14 protein-coding genes are annotated in these 17596 nt (G+C 43.9%); all 14 read right to left on the bottom strand.

Annotated elements, in window-relative coordinates; translation table 11 throughout:
* Window positions 1-52 precede the first annotated feature (52 nt).
* The 14 genes from AABW11_RS00435 to AABW11_RS00500 all read right to left on the bottom strand — a co-directional run bounded on the left by AABW11_RS00435 (window position 53) and on the right by AABW11_RS00500 (window position 17545).
* Window positions 53-1672 (bottom strand): solute:sodium symporter family transporter, encoded by a 1620-nt coding sequence (locus tag AABW11_RS00435; protein WP_340102514.1) that lies wholly within the window; start codon window positions 1670-1672, stop codon window positions 53-55.
* 142 nt (window positions 1673-1814) lie between these two features.
* Window positions 1815-2366, bottom strand: coding sequence for a T9SS type A sorting domain-containing protein (locus AABW11_RS00440; RefSeq protein ID WP_340102515.1), 552 nt, complete (start codon window positions 2364-2366; stop codon window positions 1815-1817).
* Window positions 2363-3937, bottom strand: coding sequence for a glycoside hydrolase family 53 protein (locus AABW11_RS00445; protein WP_340102516.1), 1575 nt, complete (start codon window positions 3935-3937; stop codon window positions 2363-2365). Before AABW11_RS00445 ends, AABW11_RS00440 begins: the two co-directional genes overlap by 4 nt.
* A gap of 493 nt (window positions 3938-4430) precedes the next feature.
* A complete protein-coding gene (locus tag AABW11_RS00450; RefSeq protein ID WP_340102517.1) occupies window positions 4431-5465 on the bottom strand; it encodes a LacI family DNA-binding transcriptional regulator in 1035 nt (344 codons plus the stop codon).
* Window positions 5466-5608: 143 nt separating this feature from the next.
* Window positions 5609-6673, bottom strand: coding sequence for an agmatine deiminase family protein (locus AABW11_RS00455; RefSeq protein WP_340102518.1), 1065 nt, complete (start codon window positions 6671-6673; stop codon window positions 5609-5611).
* 117 nt (window positions 6674-6790) lie between these two features.
* A complete protein-coding gene (gene fbp / locus AABW11_RS00460; RefSeq protein WP_340102519.1) occupies window positions 6791-7822 on the bottom strand; it encodes a class 1 fructose-bisphosphatase in 1032 nt (343 codons plus the stop codon).
* An 82-nt stretch (window positions 7823-7904) separates the two neighbouring features.
* Window positions 7905-8501, bottom strand: a complete 597-nt coding sequence (gene coaE / locus AABW11_RS00465; RefSeq protein ID WP_340102520.1) for a dephospho-CoA kinase — start codon at window positions 8499-8501, stop codon at window positions 7905-7907.
* Window positions 8498-9620, bottom strand: a protein-coding gene (prfB, locus tag AABW11_RS00470) for a peptide chain release factor 2 (RefSeq protein ID WP_340102521.1) whose coding sequence is annotated in 2 segments (ribosomal slippage) — window positions 8498-9553 and window positions 9555-9620 — 1122 coding nt in all. Because the reading frame shifts where the segments join, the coding sequence is not laid out codon by codon here. The genes coaE and prfB overlap by 4 nt, the downstream gene beginning before the upstream one ends.
* A gap of 86 nt (window positions 9621-9706) precedes the next feature.
* Window positions 9707-9958: a hypothetical protein gene (locus AABW11_RS00475; RefSeq protein ID WP_340102522.1), complete on the bottom strand. Its 252-nt coding sequence runs from the start codon at window positions 9956-9958 to the stop codon at window positions 9707-9709.
* 33 nt (window positions 9959-9991) lie between these two features.
* Window positions 9992-11776 (bottom strand): ABC transporter ATP-binding protein, encoded by a 1785-nt coding sequence (locus AABW11_RS00480; protein WP_340102523.1) that lies wholly within the window; start codon window positions 11774-11776, stop codon window positions 9992-9994.
* 12 nt (window positions 11777-11788) lie between these two features.
* Window positions 11789-13018: a ribonuclease Z gene (gene rnz, locus AABW11_RS00485; RefSeq protein ID WP_340102524.1), complete on the bottom strand. Its 1230-nt coding sequence runs from the start codon at window positions 13016-13018 to the stop codon at window positions 11789-11791.
* A 64-nt stretch (window positions 13019-13082) separates the two neighbouring features.
* Window positions 13083-14882: an ABC transporter ATP-binding protein gene (locus AABW11_RS00490; protein WP_340102525.1), complete on the bottom strand. Its 1800-nt coding sequence runs from the start codon at window positions 14880-14882 to the stop codon at window positions 13083-13085.
* 66 nt (window positions 14883-14948) lie between these two features.
* Window positions 14949-15986, bottom strand: a complete 1038-nt coding sequence (locus AABW11_RS00495) for an NAD(P)/FAD-dependent oxidoreductase (RefSeq protein ID WP_340102526.1) — start codon at window positions 15984-15986, stop codon at window positions 14949-14951.
* Between the two features lie 191 nt (window positions 15987-16177).
* Entirely contained in the window at window positions 16178-17545 is a 1368-nt protein-coding gene (locus tag AABW11_RS00500) for an acyclic terpene utilization AtuA family protein (RefSeq protein ID WP_340102527.1), read from the bottom strand.
* Window positions 17546-17596 lie beyond the last annotated feature (51 nt).

Here is a 17596-nt window from a genome sequence, read left to right on the forward strand (position 1 = left end):
AATCAAAATTTATAATTTAACCTCTCTTAATATGGGTCTTAGGCTGACTTGTTCATGATTCAAAAAGAACTGAGAAATCTGCGAAATAGATGTAGATCACCAGAACAATTATAACCAGGAACACGCTGGCGTGTACAGAATATTTCCACGGTGTCATGTCCACATCTTTAGTGTACTCCTGCTCCCATGCTTCCTCCAGAGGTTTGAAATAACCAATGGCCAGCATCAATCCAACTAAAACCACAAATGCAGCACCCAGAAAATGAAATTCAGTTATTTGAGCTACCCAACCGTTGAATGGCGGAACAAAATATCCGGTGGCGATGGAAAGGCAGCCAAGCACGAGCGCCCACTTTGCCGCAACGGGAGGGATCTTTGGACCGATCATACCCACCAAAATAACGGCTAAAATTGGTATAAAATAGATACCGTTCATTTGCTGCAGATATTGAAAAATACTGTTTTGCCCAATAAGAAGCGGCGCAATGATCATGGCTGCGATTGCCACGACCCAGCCGAACCTCTTTCCTGATTTTACTATTTGATCATCAGTGGCTTCGGTATTCCAAACCGCCTTATAAAAGCCATATCCAAACAGCGTTGAACTTGCATTAAGAGCTGAGTTGAACGAGCTGAGAATGGCTCCAACCATTACACCGGCAAACAGGCCTGTCATAGGTGACGGCAATACATCCCTGACAAGCACGCCATAGGCACTATCTGCTTCTATACCGGTATCCGCATAAAGGTAAAATGCAATGATGCCGGGAAGTACGAGATACAGTGGTCCGATCAATTTCAGCAGCCCGGTTAAAAGAACGCCTTTCTGCCCCTCTTCAAGACTGCTGGCACCAAATGTTCGCTGGATAATTTGCTGATTTGTACACCAATAAAACACGTTCAGGAGCAGAACGCCCGTAAAGAGAGTTGAAAAAGGGACCTGCTGGTCAGGACCGCCTATAGAATTGAACCGCTCGGGATTTGCTTCGTTCAGTGTCTGCCATCCCTCAAGCACACCTTCGCCTCCACTCACAGCCTGCAGCCCAAAATAGGTAATAGCCAGCCCGCCTATCAGCAGCCCTATTCCATTCAGAAGATCAGATACCGCAATCGAACTCAGACCTCCAAAAAGTGCATAACCGGCACCGATAATTCCAACCACCCAAACTGTCACCCAAATGATACTCTCATATGATTCAATACCTGTCAGCGCCTGGATATCGAGCATCCCAACTAGCGCAGTTGCGCCTGTATATAAAATAATTGGCAGTAAAATGGCTACATATGCTGCAAGAAAAATAAGGTTTGAAATAACCTGAGTGCCATGATCAAAACGGATTCCAAGAAATTGCGGGACCGTGGCAATCCCGCTTTTCAGAAATCTCGGAAGAAAGTAGAGCGCCATCATAACCAGGGCCAGCACTGCAAGCACTTCCCACGCCATTACGCTGAGGCCATCAATGAAAGCGGAGCCGTTCAAGCCAACCATCTGCTCAGTCGAAAGATTTGTAAGCAGCAGCGACCCCGCAATAAATGGAAAGCTGAGCCGTCTGCCGGCAAGATAGTACCCGTCGAGGCTGGAAATGTCTTGCTCTCTGACCCACCACCAGGTGAATACGGCCACAAAAATAATGAAAAGCAGAAAACTGCTGATGGTTATAAAGTTCTCCATTCTAAATTTTGGTAAGTTAGTTTATTGAGTTTAAAATCAGTTTTGTTACCCTGAACTTGTTCAAAGCCTTTTTGTTGATAATCTGTCAAGGTTAATCAAAATGGCAGCTTCAGTACTTTTTCTTTATTGGATGAAAAGCTCCTCATTTAATCACTAATAGCTTTCTGGTTTGGCTAACTCCTCCGGCTTCAAGTCTGTAAATATACACTCCTGAGGCTAAAGCACCGGCATTAAAGTTGACATTATAGATTCCTTTCGCATGGATTTTATCTTCAACCAATCTAGCCACTTTTCTGCCTGTCACATTAAATACTGACAACCGAACTCTGCTCATTTTCGGCAGCCGATAGGTGATTATAGTACTTGGATTAAAGGGATTTGGAAAGTTTTGATGGAGTTCAAAACCCAAAGGTTCATCTCTGCGATTTTCGGTGGATGTGCCTACTTCTATCTCCTCGCAGCTACTCCATTTGAAACCTATTTCTACATCGTGATCCCGGATCAAATACCCTCGATCTGAGTCGTACCATTCGGCGCATTCTCCCGGTACTGTTTCACGATAATTCTGGTAGTTTTCCCAGTCATCCGTGGTTAAGTAGTAATATGCTCCTTCCGATCTCTCAGCCATCGTAGTTTGCCATAAATAGATTTGATTTCCCTCATGGCTCATTGGCTCAATGGTCCAATCGGTCATTCCCCGGTAATATAAACTCCATCGGAAACATCCATCCCTGAATTTGCCATATCCACTTTGAAGATCACATTAATATCATTGCCGGTATACACTTGTTCACAGCTTCCCCATTTGTATGCGAAAACCGTTTCCTGTTTTCCCATCTTATATTCGCGATCGGTCTCCCACCGGTCCGCACACTCAGAGGGAACCGATTCCCGGCCGTCCCAATTCTCTCCGTTAACGAAATAAAATGCCCCTTCGGAGTTATTTGGAAGATAAGTGAAATAGCTATAGATATCGTCACCTTCATCAGCCATCTGTTTGAGTTCCCAGTCATCATCACCTGTGAAAACTCCCGTCACATAAATGCCGTCACCAGAAACTTCTTGACCCGTCATGTCTACTTTGAAAATGGCTTTTGGGGCATCAAGGTTTTCGTAATACTCCCTGTTCGGCCATGCACATCCGCCCTGTTCCATAAAGTTGGTATTGACCGGATCAAAAAAAGCCACGTGAGTATGAGACGAGCCGGTTCCCCAGGGAGTTTTGCATGGCGTATCCACCCAGGCGGGTTCCCAAAAGATCACGCCTGCACCGCCTGCTCTCATCACTGCACGACCATAATCTGCCATATATTCCAGCTGTTTGCCCGGAACTACCGGCAGATATTCAGGGTCTGGCTCGTTAATGATACCGCCATACTCGTCGGACCAGAGATAGCCGGTTTCCACAGCCATCACGTCGTATTCAGGAAATTGCTCAACCAGGTTTTGCACGGTTGTTTCAAGCTGTGAAATACTTCCCCCGTGCCAGGCGTAATAGTATGAAAAACCGATAACGTCAAAATCAGTAACACCCGCCTCAATCATTTGCTGATACCACCATGCCACTCCGTCCAGATTTGACCAATGCAGCACAATTTTCGGGTTGATGGTTGACTGTTTGCCAATATCGCGGACGGCCTGAATTCCCGAGTTAAATAGAAGCGCATTTCTCTGCCAGTCTGTGCCGGAAGCAATAGTTTCTGCCACTTCAAATCCATTCTCTTCAGGCACTTGGGTGAGGATGCCGCCATTGTTCTCATTTCCCACTTTAATGAACTCCGGCATCAGGCCCTCCGAGTCAAGTTCAGTGAGTACGCGCTGAGTATACACGTACACCGAATCAGCCAGTATACTGTCATTTTTAGCCGATTTCAGCCATTCTCTGGGAATCAGCTGCCGGCCGGGATCTGCCCAGAAATCTGAATAGTGAAGGCCGAGCATAACGTCCATTCCCTCAGCTTTAGCTCGCTGAATCGTTTTTTTTACGTCCTCAAGATTGTTGTAAACAGGTTTCACTCCATTTGGCTGATCAAGTGGTTCCTGCCACCAGGACGGATCAACCCAAAGCCGCACGCGTACTAAATTGGTGCCCAAATCAGCAAATATTTTATATGGATCTTCCGAAATTCCGCCTCGTTTGTAATCAGCCCCGCAATCCTCCATTTGATTCACATAAGACAAATCTGCCCCGTAATAGAATCTGTCTGATTGCGCAGCAACAAAGGTTGCGTTCAAACTGAAAATAACAACAAATAAAAGCCTCATTCGTCGAGTATTAGGTCTATCATCACCCGGTGGCGTATATGAGGACCGGGCTATTTTTTTGAATAAATAAAAGAGTCTCTATGAATACATGGAAGATTTCCAAATGTATGCAACCTGTGTATGTTATCGATAACATAATCAATCAATCAATATAATCTGATATCAACGACAATCAAATATTTTCTACTGTTGAAATACTCACTATGATAGACTGAGGAATAACGCCGTAAATTCTGCCAATTAAAGCAGAAACCTCACACTTTGTCATAAACTAAGTTCGATATAAAAAAGGCGAAAACAGTCCAAAATGGGCGTCAACTCGCACTTTCCCGCAGGGAATCCTTCGGGCGATTCGTGATCTACTGTCTTTAACAAAGGCAGGAGATGCCACGCCGAGGCGTGGCATGACATAAGTGATGACGAATTAACTTAACTAAAGCCCATTTTTTTCTGTTTTGTTGATATCCGATAAATTTAAAAATCGAACTCAGGTTCATAAGCTAACTCCGGGCGCACAACCGCAGGACTGACGAATAATAATTTCATTTTTGAGCTTGATTGTTTCAGTCGGTTCTTCGCTGTTATCAATAGTATCAATAAGTTTTTTTGCAGCTGTTTTACCGATATCAAACGCTGGTTGGCGCACAGTGGTCAGAGGACAGGAGATTAATTCCGATCTAACATCATCACTAAAACCAACAACTGCAATATCATCAGGTATTGACTGCCCACTTTCTCTAATTGCTTTCATTGCACCAAATGCTGCCGGATCATTTAAAGCGAAAACGGCTCTCGGTGGATTATCAGCCGTTCTTTCAAGTAACTTTTTCATCGCATTATATCCACCTGTTTCATTAAATCCACTTTCGACAATCAACGATTCTTGAAATAGAAGGTCATGCATCATAAGAGCATCTATATAACCCCGTTTTCTATTTCGAGCCAATGTCATATTATCCGGTCCACTCAGGTGCGCAATTGACTCATAACCGTGCCCAATCAAATGTTCAGTTATTATTTTTGAACTTTCGTAATCGTTAACGCTTACGCAGCTGGCTCCAATGCCTTCAATACACCGATCAAAAAAGACAAACGGAAGCCCGTTTTTGATGATCCTTTCATAAAAATCAATGTCGCTTGCGGTTTCAGCGCATGAAATCAAAATACCATCAACCCGCTTAGACTGAAGTGCATTGATTGAGCTTTTTTCTCTTTCATGCTTTTCTGCAGAGTTGGTAAGAAAGAGCTGGTAGTTTCGCTTATAGGTTACTTCCTCAATACCACTGATCACCTCTGAAAAAAAAGCATGATTTATCTCGGGAATTACCACACCAATTGTAAACGTTTTTCTTGACACAAGACTTTTTGCGACGTGATTGGGCGTATATCCCATACTATGAGCTTTTGAAACGACTCGTTTCTTTGTTTTCTCGTCAACATTATTCTTGTCGTTGAGAGCCCGTGAGACCGTCATTGCGGATATTCCTAGCTCGTTTGCAATTTCTTTAAGTGTTACGTTCGAACTCACGGTTACTACCTGTATTCATTGAAAATTAGATGAAGCTATTAAAACGGTATTTTGCCTGATAGAAATTCGTTTTAATATACCATTTCAAAGCTTTTTTAGCGGGTAAACAAATCACTATTTTTAAAATCAGGAACCGATAATATTTATTTGATTGATATGCCATAAAGCTGCTGAGTGATACAGTGAATACTCCCCTGTCCCCACACCAAGTCATTGCACGTTATTCCTTCGATCTCACGATCAGGAAACAGAATCGAAAACAAATCAAGCACTTGCTGGTCCGTTCGGCTATCGTACATCGGAACCAAAACCGCACCATTTGCAATATAAAAATTGGCATAGCTCGACGGCACATGGTCCGAACCATCAACTGTAGCGTCCTCGATCCTTGTATTGGGCAAGGGAGCCGTTATAACATGCAGAGGATTACCGGCCAGATCCGTGCTATGGAGCAAAATTTCCAGATTCTCATAGAGAATATCGTGGTTGGGATTTGACTGATCTTCGGTCAACGCAGTGATGACTGTATTTTTGTTCACAAATCGCGTCAGATCATCGATATGCCCATCCGTATCGTCCCCTTTCAAACCACGTTTGAGCCAAATCACTTTTTCTGCTCCCAGGTAGCGTTTCAACATTTGTTCAGCCTCTGCTTTCGACAGACCGGGATTTCTGTTTGGATTGAGCAGCACGGATTCTGTCGTCAGGAAAAGTCCTTCGCCGTTGGTCTCAATTGAACCACCTTCTAATATTTTTCCAGTTGAATACGCCGGAATTGAAAATGTTGAAGAAATATACTCCGGTATTCGATTATCATCATCCCAAGGCTCATATTTTCCGCCCCAGGAATTGAACTCCCAATTGGTCAGCCGGTATGTTTCTTTTTCTATCTGTTTGATGAAAATCGGGCCGCTGTCTCTTGCCCATACATCATTCACAGGAACTTGGCGAATTTCGAGCGGAAATGTGAGATTAGATATGTCCCCCAAAACAGTGACGGCCCTCTTTTTTATCCCATCGTTAGCCACAAGCAAGACAACAGGCTCGTACTTTAAAAGTGTGCGAATAACATTCTTGTATACGGTTTCAACCGCATCCAGGCGTTTTCCAGGCCAGGTGTCGCGGTTATGCGGCCAGATCAGCAGGATGCCGGAGTGAGTTTTCCATTCAGCCGGCATCCGAAAGCCGTCATCAATCGGGTATTTCATATCATCGTTTATCATAGGGTCAGATGATATTTATAAAACACATTATCATCAAGTGAAGGCATACAACCGTAGTTCAGATAGAATCAATCAAGTCAATGTCACTCTGTTTGCAATTTACTATCCTGCCTCCACTGCCATCTCCTTATCCGATGAGATAAATTTCATCGCCTCCTCAACATTTTGTTTCGACCCAATATAAATGGGTGTCCGTTCATGTATCGCCGATGGGTCAATTTCCATAATCCGTTTATCTCCGTTGGTGGCCATGCCACCAGCCTGTTCAATAATAAAGCTCAGTGGATTACATTCATACATCAGCCGCAATTTACCTTTCGGATATACTTTGCTTGACGGATAGATAAATATTCCGCCTTTTACAAGCGTTCTGTGGATATCTGCCACCATTGACCCGATATACCTTGCCGAATAAGGACGTCCATTTTCGGGATCTTCTTTCTGGCAGTACTTTATGTACTTCTTGAGTCCCTCACCCCAGCTGTTGTAGCTTCCTTCATTGATGCTGTAAATGGTGCCATGTTTTGGCATTGAAAAATCGTCATCGAAAAGAATAAATTCACCGATGCTGGGATCGAGGGTAAAAGCAGAGACTCCAAGACCGGTGGTATATACCATCATTGTTGATGATCCATATAGTACATAGCCGGCGGCTACCTGCCTCACCCCTGACTGAAGCGCATCCGATTCACTCGGGTTTGGATCGTAACGCGTTTGGCGCATATAAATAGAAAAGATACTTCCAATTGAAACATTTACATCAATATTGGACGAGCCGTCAAGCGGATCGAGATAAACAATATATTTTCCGCCCTGGCTGTTCAGGCTCACGATTCCGTCGTTTTCTTCAGAAATAACCATACAAGTAATCAGTGATCGGTTCAGGGCTGAAATAAGTTGCTCATCTGCAAACAAATCTAATTTCTTTACTGATTCTCCATGTATGTTTTTGGAACCATCAGCCCCCAGCAGGCTGGTTATACCGGCTTTGTTAACTTCTCTCGATATTATTTTTGCCGCCAGGCCGATGTCTCTCAGCAGCTGTGATAATTCGCCGGTTGCCCCGGGGAACCTGTTTTGAGACTGAATAATATATTCGTCGAGCGTAACGAGTTTTTTGGGTTTACTTGTCATATCTCTTCATGTTAGAATAGTTTGTATGGAAACGCTTCCAAAAGATAAAAAAAGAAACGCCTCCCGGTCAACTCTCTCGCAATTAATGATTTCCAACGATTTGATTATAAAGCCGGACGGACTTTTCACGGAGCTCTTCTAATGAGCCATTATTTTCAATTGTGTAATCCACCAAGTGCCGGAGTGAACTAAACTCAGGCTGTTTTGCTATTCGTGCCGCTACATCAGACATGTCCGCAGCATCCCGTTCCGATACACGTTCGAGTCTTGTTTGTCGCTCACTCGTTACTAAAACTATAACATCCAGGTAGTCCGGCCGGCCTTTATTTAAGAGAATAGCTGCTTCGTATGCAAAGATCTGCTCGCCACTCTCTTCAGCCTTTTTGATAAGCTTTTTGGTTTCTTTACGAATGGCTGGATGAACAATCGAATTAAGCTCATCGACCCTGTTTTGATGAAACGCCGCTTTGATCAGATGTGGCTTGTTTAGTGTACCATCGGACGCATATGTTTCTTCTCCAAACGTGTCAGAGAGCTTTTCTTTCAGGTTCGGATCGGTTTGCATCAGCTCTTTAGCAAGATCATCAGCATAAATCACACGAGCGCCGAGTGATTCCCAAATCTTGGCTACGGTCGTTTTTCCCGATCCGATGCCGCCTGTAATTCCAACCGAAATCATACCGATTGCTCAGCTACTCGACTCATCAGAAAGGCTTTCATAAATTCATCGAGATCACCTTCCATCACAGAATCCACGTCTCCGGTTTCATGTTCGGTTCGATGGTCTTTCACCATGTTATAGGGATGAAAAACATAAGAACGTATCTGGCTCCCCCACTCATTGCTGCTTTTGGAATCTTCAAGCTTCTGCTTTTCACGCTCTTTGATATTTTTCTCGAGTTCATATACTCTCGATTTCAAAAGCACCATCGCTTTTTCGCGATTTTGCAGTTGAGACCTCTCCTGCTGGCATTCGGCCACAACCCGCTCTTCCGTACCATCGGAAAGCTGGCCAGTCCAGATAAGACGTACCCCTGTTTCAACTTTGTTTACGTTCTGTCCGCCGGCCCCGCTTGAGTGAAACCTCTGAAGTTCAATATCGCTGTCGTTGATGTCTACTTCAATCGTGTCATCAATTATTGGCGATACAAATACGGAACAAAACGACGTATGCCGTCGGGAGTTACTGTCAAATGGTGATATGCGAACCAAACGGTGGGTTCCGGTTTCTGATTTGAGAAAACCATATGCACTATCACCTTTTACTTCAATTGTGGCACTTTTAATGCCAGCCACATCGCCATCCTGGTACTCAACAACAGATACATCAAACCCTTTTTTATCGGCCCAGCGTGTAATCATCCGAAAGAGCATTTGTCCCCAATCCTGGCTTTCCGTACCGCCGGCCCCGGGGTTAAACGTCACGATTGCATCACGATGGTCGTCTTCACCACTGAGCATATTTTGAAGCTCAAGATCCTCAAGCTTTTCCATAAACGTTTCTACTTCGTTGTCCAGTTCAGCCTGAACATCTTCACCTTCCTCCTGGAACTGCTGATACACTCTGATACTTTCACGAAGGTCATTCAGCTCATCCCATCTCTCAACAAGACTCTTTTGATGATCCAGCTGACGCATGATGCCTTGTGCTTTTTCGGGATCATTCCAAAACTCAGGATCCTGAGTTTGTTCCTGTAATTCTATAATTCGGACTTTTCTTTTATCGTAGTCAAAGATACCCCCTGAGCTCGTCCAATCGCTCAAAAAGTTGTTCCAATTTATCCTGCTGAATGCTCATATGTGTTTGTAATTCATTATAAAACAAAACGAACCGGTACGTACCGGCTCGTTTTGCAAAGTGATTAATTAATGACGTTGGAAGTGTCAGTTACTTTTAAACAAGGTGGAAAGTAGTACTCCTGCCAATATTCCTCCGGCAAAAGCAGCTCCGACACCAATTTCAGGGTTTGCACGAACATAGCGGCGGGCTGTTCGAAACTCTCGCCGAAGTTCATTCTGAATTCTGTCCCGCTCATATTCCAGTGTGTCTAAAATCTGTGTATAGCGGTCTTCAATATGCTGTTTTTCTTTTTCGAGTGCGTCTTTTAACTCTTCTGCTGTTTTTGTTTTAGCCATGATATTGATGGTTTAATTGAGTTTACAGTGTAACTAATTACCTGCTGAAACCAGGTCTTGATCTTTATACTGAAGCTCATAAAGCTTTTTGTATATGCCATCTTCTTTTCCCAGAAGCTCTTCGTGACTACCTGATTCACGAATAACTCCTTTATGCATTACAAGAATTTTATCGGCTCCTTTGATGGTTGAGAGACGATGTGCTATTACTATGGAAGTTCGCCCTTTCATCATTCGTACGCAAGCTTTTGACACAAGATGTTCTGTCTCGGAATCAACATTTGAAGTAGCCTCATCCAAAACCAAAATTTCAGGGTCATATACCATTGCGCGTACAAAACAGATCAGTTGCTTCTGGCCCATCGAAATAGATGATCCGCGTTCGCGAAGTTCAAAATCGTACCCTCCGGGCAGACGCATGATAAATTCATGTGCCTCAACTTCTTTCGCAGCAGAAATAACCGACTCGCGTGTAATATTCTCATTCCCAAGCGTAATGTTCTCCAGAACAGTACCGGAAAACAGAGCATTATCCTGAAGTACAAGGCCAAAATGCGATCGCAGCTGATGAAGCGTTAAATTTCGGATGTCGACGCCATCCAATAGAATTTCACCATTCTGAATATCGTAGTACCGCAGAAGAAGATTTATGATGGTTGATTTACCGGCGCCAGTTGCTCCTACAATAGCCAGGGTTTCACCCGGTTTTGCTTCAAAGGAGACATCTTTTAGAATAATCTCATCGTCTGAGTTATAGCTGAAATTAACGTTCTTAAATTCAATGCGCCCGCTAACCGTTGGCTGATCCACAGGATTTTTTGGGTCTGTAACCTCTTTTTCTGTATCAAGTATATCGAATATTCGCTCTGACGAAGCTAAAGCCGACTGCAACGTATTATATTTTTCAGACAGGCCACGAATGGGATTAAAAAACTGCCTCACATACTGGATGAATGCGAGCAGGACACCAAAAGTTAGCTGATCCATAAGAGCCCGGGCGCCTCCATACCAGACAACAAGAGCCATTGCAACACTTGCAAGAACTTCCACCACCGGCCAGAAAATTGAGAAATAAAATATCGTGTCAAGGTGCGCTGTCCGGTGATCATCATTAATCGACCGGAACCGCTCTTTCTCTTTCTCTTCCCGGTTAAAGAGCTGTACAACAACCATTCCGTTGATATGCTCCTGAACAAATGAATTCAGACGCGAAATCTGGTCGCGGACATTCAAAAAAGCAACTCGTACTTTCGATTTGAACCAAAATGTAGAATAGAAAAGAATCGGTAGTACAAGTATTGAGACAATCGTCAGTTCCCAGCTCATCATGAGCATGAAGCCCAAGATAAAGAAGATGCGAAACAAATCGCCCACCATGTTTACGATTCCATCCGAAAGAAGAGAACTCAGCGCTTCAATGTCGCTTGTGGTTCTCGTGATCAGACGCCCGATTGGATTCTTATCAAAAAACTGAACGTGAAGCGACTGTATTTTTTCGTACACTGTATTACGAAGAGAGTAAAGGGCGCCTTGCCCGAACCAGCGAGTGATATACGTATTTGCGATGAGAATGAAAAATTCACCGGCAAGTGCCAGCACTAACAGTAAGATAATCCACATCAAACCGGGAATATCTCCCTGGGAGATATAGTCATCTACAGCCATCTGTGTTAACTTGGGACGAACTGTGCCAAGAAACGCAGCGGAGAGTGTAAGTACAATAGCGAGGATTCCCCACCATTTATACGGTTTAAAAAAGTAATAAAGCCGTCGAATCAGTTCAGAATCGACGGCTTTCTTAGTGTCTTTAGAATTCAAATGAGTGACTGTTTAGAATCGGTCAAAATCGTCGAACGGTGTACGTGGTGTAATCGGTTTTGGCTTGCGTTCGTTCGAATCATAATTTGATCCTGAATCTGATTTACGGCCGCGACCTGAACTTCCCGAGCTCGACGATGAGCTGCTGCCCCGACGTTTGCGCCCGCCCGAAGAACTGCTGCGATTATTATCATTCTTCTTGCGCTTTCTAAATCGTTTTTTGCTGCCTCCGGAATTGCTTTTACTTGAGGATTTTTTATCACTGCTCTTATTCGGGTCGATCTCTTTGAGATACACTTTTGCCTGAACAATACCTTTTTCTTTCGACGGATCTGTGAAGATTGGCCGAAGTTCAGTGGCCAGCCAAGCCGGAAAGAATTTTTCGCGCGCTTCACGAAGAAGTACGAACGGGTTTGTATACCGGGCAGAAAAGTGCGAAATCACGAGAAGTTTTGTTTGTGATTCATTCGCTACACGGGCTGCATCAACGGAGGTTGAATGACCGGTTTCGGCTGCTTTATCTGCCAGGCTTTGGCTGAAGGTAGCCTCGTGATATAGAATATTCGTATTCATTGCCAGTTTTACGGCGTTTGGACAATATTTTGTATCCGTGATATACGCAAAACTATCGCCCGGTCTCGGGTGCCCGACAATGTCATAAGATTTGATCTCTGTACCATCCTCAAGAATAATGTCTTCGCCGGCTTTCAGAGCTTTATACTGCTCATCTTCGGTAATTCCCATTTTCTCAGCTTTTTCTGCATCTACCTTACCAGGACGATCTTTTTCCTGGAATCGATATCCAAGGCAAAAGGATGTGTGGTTCAGCGGACGTGCTTCAACGTAATATTCGTCAGTGTCCACCACGCGCTCCGATTCAATATCTTCAGAGACTTCTACATATTTAATCTCGAAATTGAGATCAATATTAGCGAACTCAAAATTAAACTCGACAAACTTTTGGAGTCCTTCCGGACCTACGAGCGTAATCGGCTTATCGCGTCGCTGCAGCTGCAGCGTAGCCAATAATCCTAAAAGCCCGGCATAGTGATCGACATCATAATGAGATATAAATATATTTTCAATTTTTGAGCGTTTTAGCCCGGCCTGTAACATCCGCATTTGAGCATTTTCACCACAATCAAACAGGTGCACATCTCCTTCTCGCCATAAAGCGACTGAAGAGAGGTGACGTGTTGCTGTGGGCGTTGCAGATGCGACTCCTAAAGGTACTATGATCATGTTATCTCCCGTAGTGTTGTGGGCGCCTGCCGTTCAAGCAAGGGAAACCCTAATTGTTTTTGGTTTATATTTGTGCTAATTGTTCTTCCAGCAATTGTTTTTCATACATACGAGCATATCGGCCTTCTAACGATAGCAGCGCTTCATGAGAACCTTTTTCAGCGATGGTACCATCTTCAAGATAAAAAATAATATCAGCGTTCTTTACTGTAGATATACGGTGCGAGATCATTATTGTTGTATTTTCTGCGCGTCGTTCCCGGAGATGACTGAGAATTTCATCTTCGGTTTTTGTGTCAACCGCACTGAGTGAATCGTCTAATATTATGATTGAAGGGTCTTTTATGAGTGCCCTGGCAATGGCGGTTCTTTGTTTTTGCCCACCTGAAAGAGTGATACCTCGCTCACCTACTATTGTCTCGAATTTTTTCTCAAATTCCAAAATATTTTGAAGTACATTTGCCTTTTCTGCCGCACTCTCAATTTGTTTCATAGAAGCATTTTCCACGCCAAATGCAATATTCTCTTTCACAGTTGTTGAGAAAAGAAATGTTTCCTGTGGCACATAACCTATACCTCGTCTTAAGGCCGAGGTAGACCATTTCTTCACATCAACACCATCAACCTTAACAGTTCCGCTGGTTGCGTCAAATAATCTTGGAATAAGGTTTACCAGTGTCGTTTTACCTGCCCCGGTTCGGCCTACAAATGCTGCGGTTGTCCCCTCTTCAATCTTAAATGATACATTATTGATTGCTTTTTCCTCAGCTCCTGGATATCGAAAATCAACATTCTTAAATTCAATGGATCCTTTTACTGATTTGTTGAGCAGTTCCTCGTCGTCCACATCTCTGATTTGCACCGGCTCTGTGAGCACGCGGTCAACCCGTTTCCATGACGCCAGGGATTTCTGAAAGGTATTAACTGTGTAGCCGAGTGATGCAACCGGCCAGGTGAGATAAGCCACATAAATCACAAACTCGGCGATGTTTCCAACTGTTATTGTGTCATTAATCACCATCAAACCGCCCTGCCAAATGACGATAACCACCGATACACCGATCAGTAGATTCAAGGTCGGATGAAAGAGGGATTCAACCAGATCAAGCTTCAGCTTCTTTACGCGGTAGCTTTCACTTTCTTTCTCAAATATTTTTTGCTTGTACTCTTCCCGGTTAAAGGCTTTAATCAGTCGAATACTGGTGAATGCTTCTTGCGCCGTCCCGGCAATATCCGAATATTTTTCCTGGATAATAGTTTGGTACTTGTTGATGTACCCACTTACCCAATAAGCGAATCCAGATAAAAACGGCAGCGGAATCAACGCCCAAAAAGTCAGCTCGGGATTTATAATAACCATCATCGTTATGATGAATCCCGCCCTCGTAATCGTATTTATAGTATACATTACAACCGGACCGAAATATTCTCTGACGCGCGAGATGTCTTCAGTGGCCCTCACATAAATCTCACCTGATTTATTTGATTCAAAGTAGCGTTGTGGAAGCGTGAGTAATTTATCGAGAACTTTGTTGCGGATATCAAACTCGACATGCCGCGACCCCACGATTAGTGTCTGCCTCGTCGCAAAAAGAAGGATACCATACATGGCCACTGTTCCTATCAGAAGAAGAGAATTATAGGCAAGAATTTCACCCGCCTCACTTGAAAAGAGGATCTCAAAGATTGAGGAATAGGCTCGATCGTACTCATCTCCCATTTTCTCTACTTCATCCATCGTCCGGCGTATAAAAACCGGAATCCAAATAAGGAAAAAATTTGACGCAGTGAGAAACAGTGCGCCTAGGATAAATTTTCCCTTGTACTTTTTAATGTATGCGTTAAGTTTTCGGAGAGATTCCACGTATTTTTTTTTAAGAAGCCTTTCTGCTCCTGATTTAACTTATCTCAAGTACGGTTCATTCCGTAATCAGTCCTGATATTTTTCGGACCATTTTTTGGCAAGATTGAGGCCTGAACAGTAGGCATCATCAGCAGTATTTCCCCTGAAGTAGTCTCCAATCAAGGCCAGCGGCGCATCTTCAAACTCAAGCTCCATAAAAGGATAATCAAGGGTCTTTGTTGCGCGGCTGTATCTCCAATAATGAATTTGGTTCCACTGCGGGGCTGATGCCCAGCCACCGATGATGGTAGCCACATTATCAAGCATCTCACGGATTATTATATCGTCATCCTTTTCACGTAAAAAGCGTGTAAACTGTGGTGTTGCCTGGGCCACGATAGAGCATTCCTGATCAAACGATTTTTTTGTGGCTTCATTTGAGATAAATTCAAATGCACTGTTTTTGCAAACAACGCCATCCCATGAGGGAAGCTTTCGATCGCCATACCCGGCCATTAGCGAATAACATGGAGTATAGTGAACCTCATCAATTTCGCGTATAATTTTTAATGCATTGACTTCATCAGTTGCCGTTTGAAGAATACCATATGCCTGGGGAGCGGGTGTTGCAATAATAACGGCATCCGCTTCAAACGTACTGCCGCCGGTCAGATTAATCATCCAGGAACGCTTTTTGCGTCTGTGAGACCCAATATAAGTTAAGCCGCCCGCCTTAGTTTCAGTTTTCACATCTACCCAACGGCTCAGGTATTTCCCGATTGTGTTCATTCCGTTGACAGCTGTAAATGAGGCTACATTCGGATTGTTAGGATTTTTAGAGTAAAACTTCTCGCCGTCATAAAGTGCAATATTATCACCCCATCTTTTAACGAGATCTTTTTCCATCAGTTCGGCCGTAAACTGCCGAAAGTGGGTTGACTCGGGAGTAAAATGAGAGAGGCCATGGTCCATTTTTGCAGAATGGTTCTCCCCTGCATAACGGGTAGCCATCCGGCCTCCGTAACCTTTGCTTTTTTCAATAACCGTTACTTCATGCCCCTGCTTCGCAAGATAGCGGCCGGCAGTCAATCCGGCAATTCCAGCACCAATTATTCCAATAACCATAAATGTAGTTTTCTCAATTTCCTGAAATTATTTACTCAAAGGTAATGAACTCATACCTATGCTGTCTAACTTTTTTAAGTAAAATATCGTTGGATATAGCCGTATTCATTAGTCAGGAGATCCCGGCTTGGTGGCCGGGATGACTTTGCATGCGTCTTGCGTCGCAGACCGAGAAGCAAAGCCACCATAAATCAGCTTTCGTAGATAGTAACAACCGGCCCGGCTGCATTCTTATCCAATAGTGCGGGCCAGTAAGCAACCACATCGCTCGCTTTAGGACGTCCGCCGGCGAAACCCGTCACACCGCTCGGCCCCGTAAGAATCAAGGGAGCTATCTCTTTCCCAAACCGGTTGAGAAGCTCTTTCGATGGACTCATTACTGATATCCGAAGCTGCACTTCATTTATATCATCAGATGACCGGCTAATTTCAGCCGGATCCTCATTACAGGCGTTCAGTCCTACCAGTTCCGTATTCGTCTCTGTAAATTCGATACCCAAATTTTCTGCCCGGTTAAATAAAATATCCGCTGCAACCTTCGCCTTTTTGACCGCATCAGGCCAGCTATAAACAAGCGTTGAAGACAGTTTAAATCCATCATTATAGCTAGCTGACACTTTGTAAGTTGGTGTCGCTTTCCGCCCTTTTATTCCAAATACTTTCACTCGGTTGTTACCATCTTCTTTGAGCTGGACAGACGTAAAATCGGCAATACAGTCCGGGGTAATATATTCAGCCGGATTCCCGATCTCATACATGAGTTGTTCTTTCACCGTCATTTCTGATACCAGACCGCCGGTTCCCTCATGTTTAGTGACATGAAATGTGCCGTCCGGACGAGCCTCAATAATTGGAAAGCCAATATTTTCGAGGTCAGGCACCATTTCCCAATCTGTGAAATTACCACCCGAAACCTGTCCACCACATTCAATAATATGACCCGCGATGGTACCTGCTGACATTTTATCGTAGTCCGCCGGATCCCAGTCAAATTCGTAAATCATGGGTGCAAGCGTTAATCCTGTATCAGTAACGCGCCCGGTGATGACCACATCAGCACCTTGACGCAGGGCATCCACGATTGGAGCTGAACCAAAATAGATATTTGCACTTAACAGCTCATCCTTCACGATTGAAATAGGATCGCCTTTCTCCATGTTGTTAAGAGAATGCCCATCCGCTATCAGCTCATCAAGAGATGGCAAAATATCATCACCATCTACGACTGCTATCTTCAGGCCCTCGACCCCATTTTCTTTGGCAAGCTTCAAAATGGCGTCCTTGCATGCGCGTGGATTTACACCACCAGCGTTTGATATCACTTTCACGCCACGTTCCTTAATGTCTGTGAAAACAGCGCCCACAACATCCACAAAATCCCTGGCGTAGCCGTAATTCTCATTCCGCATGCGCTGCTTCTGCATGATAGACATGGTTACTTCTGCAAGGTAGTCCATCACCAAATAATCAATTTGACCCTGTTTAACCTGTCGAACTGGAGCTTCCGGTAAATCACCCCAAAAGCCTTGTCCCGATGCTATTCTAATCTGTTCTTTCACTGTAATCTGTCTTTTTATTTTTTGTTCGTATTCAATTGTTCAAACGCTTTT

This window comes from Rhodohalobacter sp. 8-1, assembly GCF_038150125.1.
Taxonomy (GTDB): domain Bacteria; phylum Bacteroidota; class Rhodothermia; order Balneolales; family Balneolaceae; genus SW132.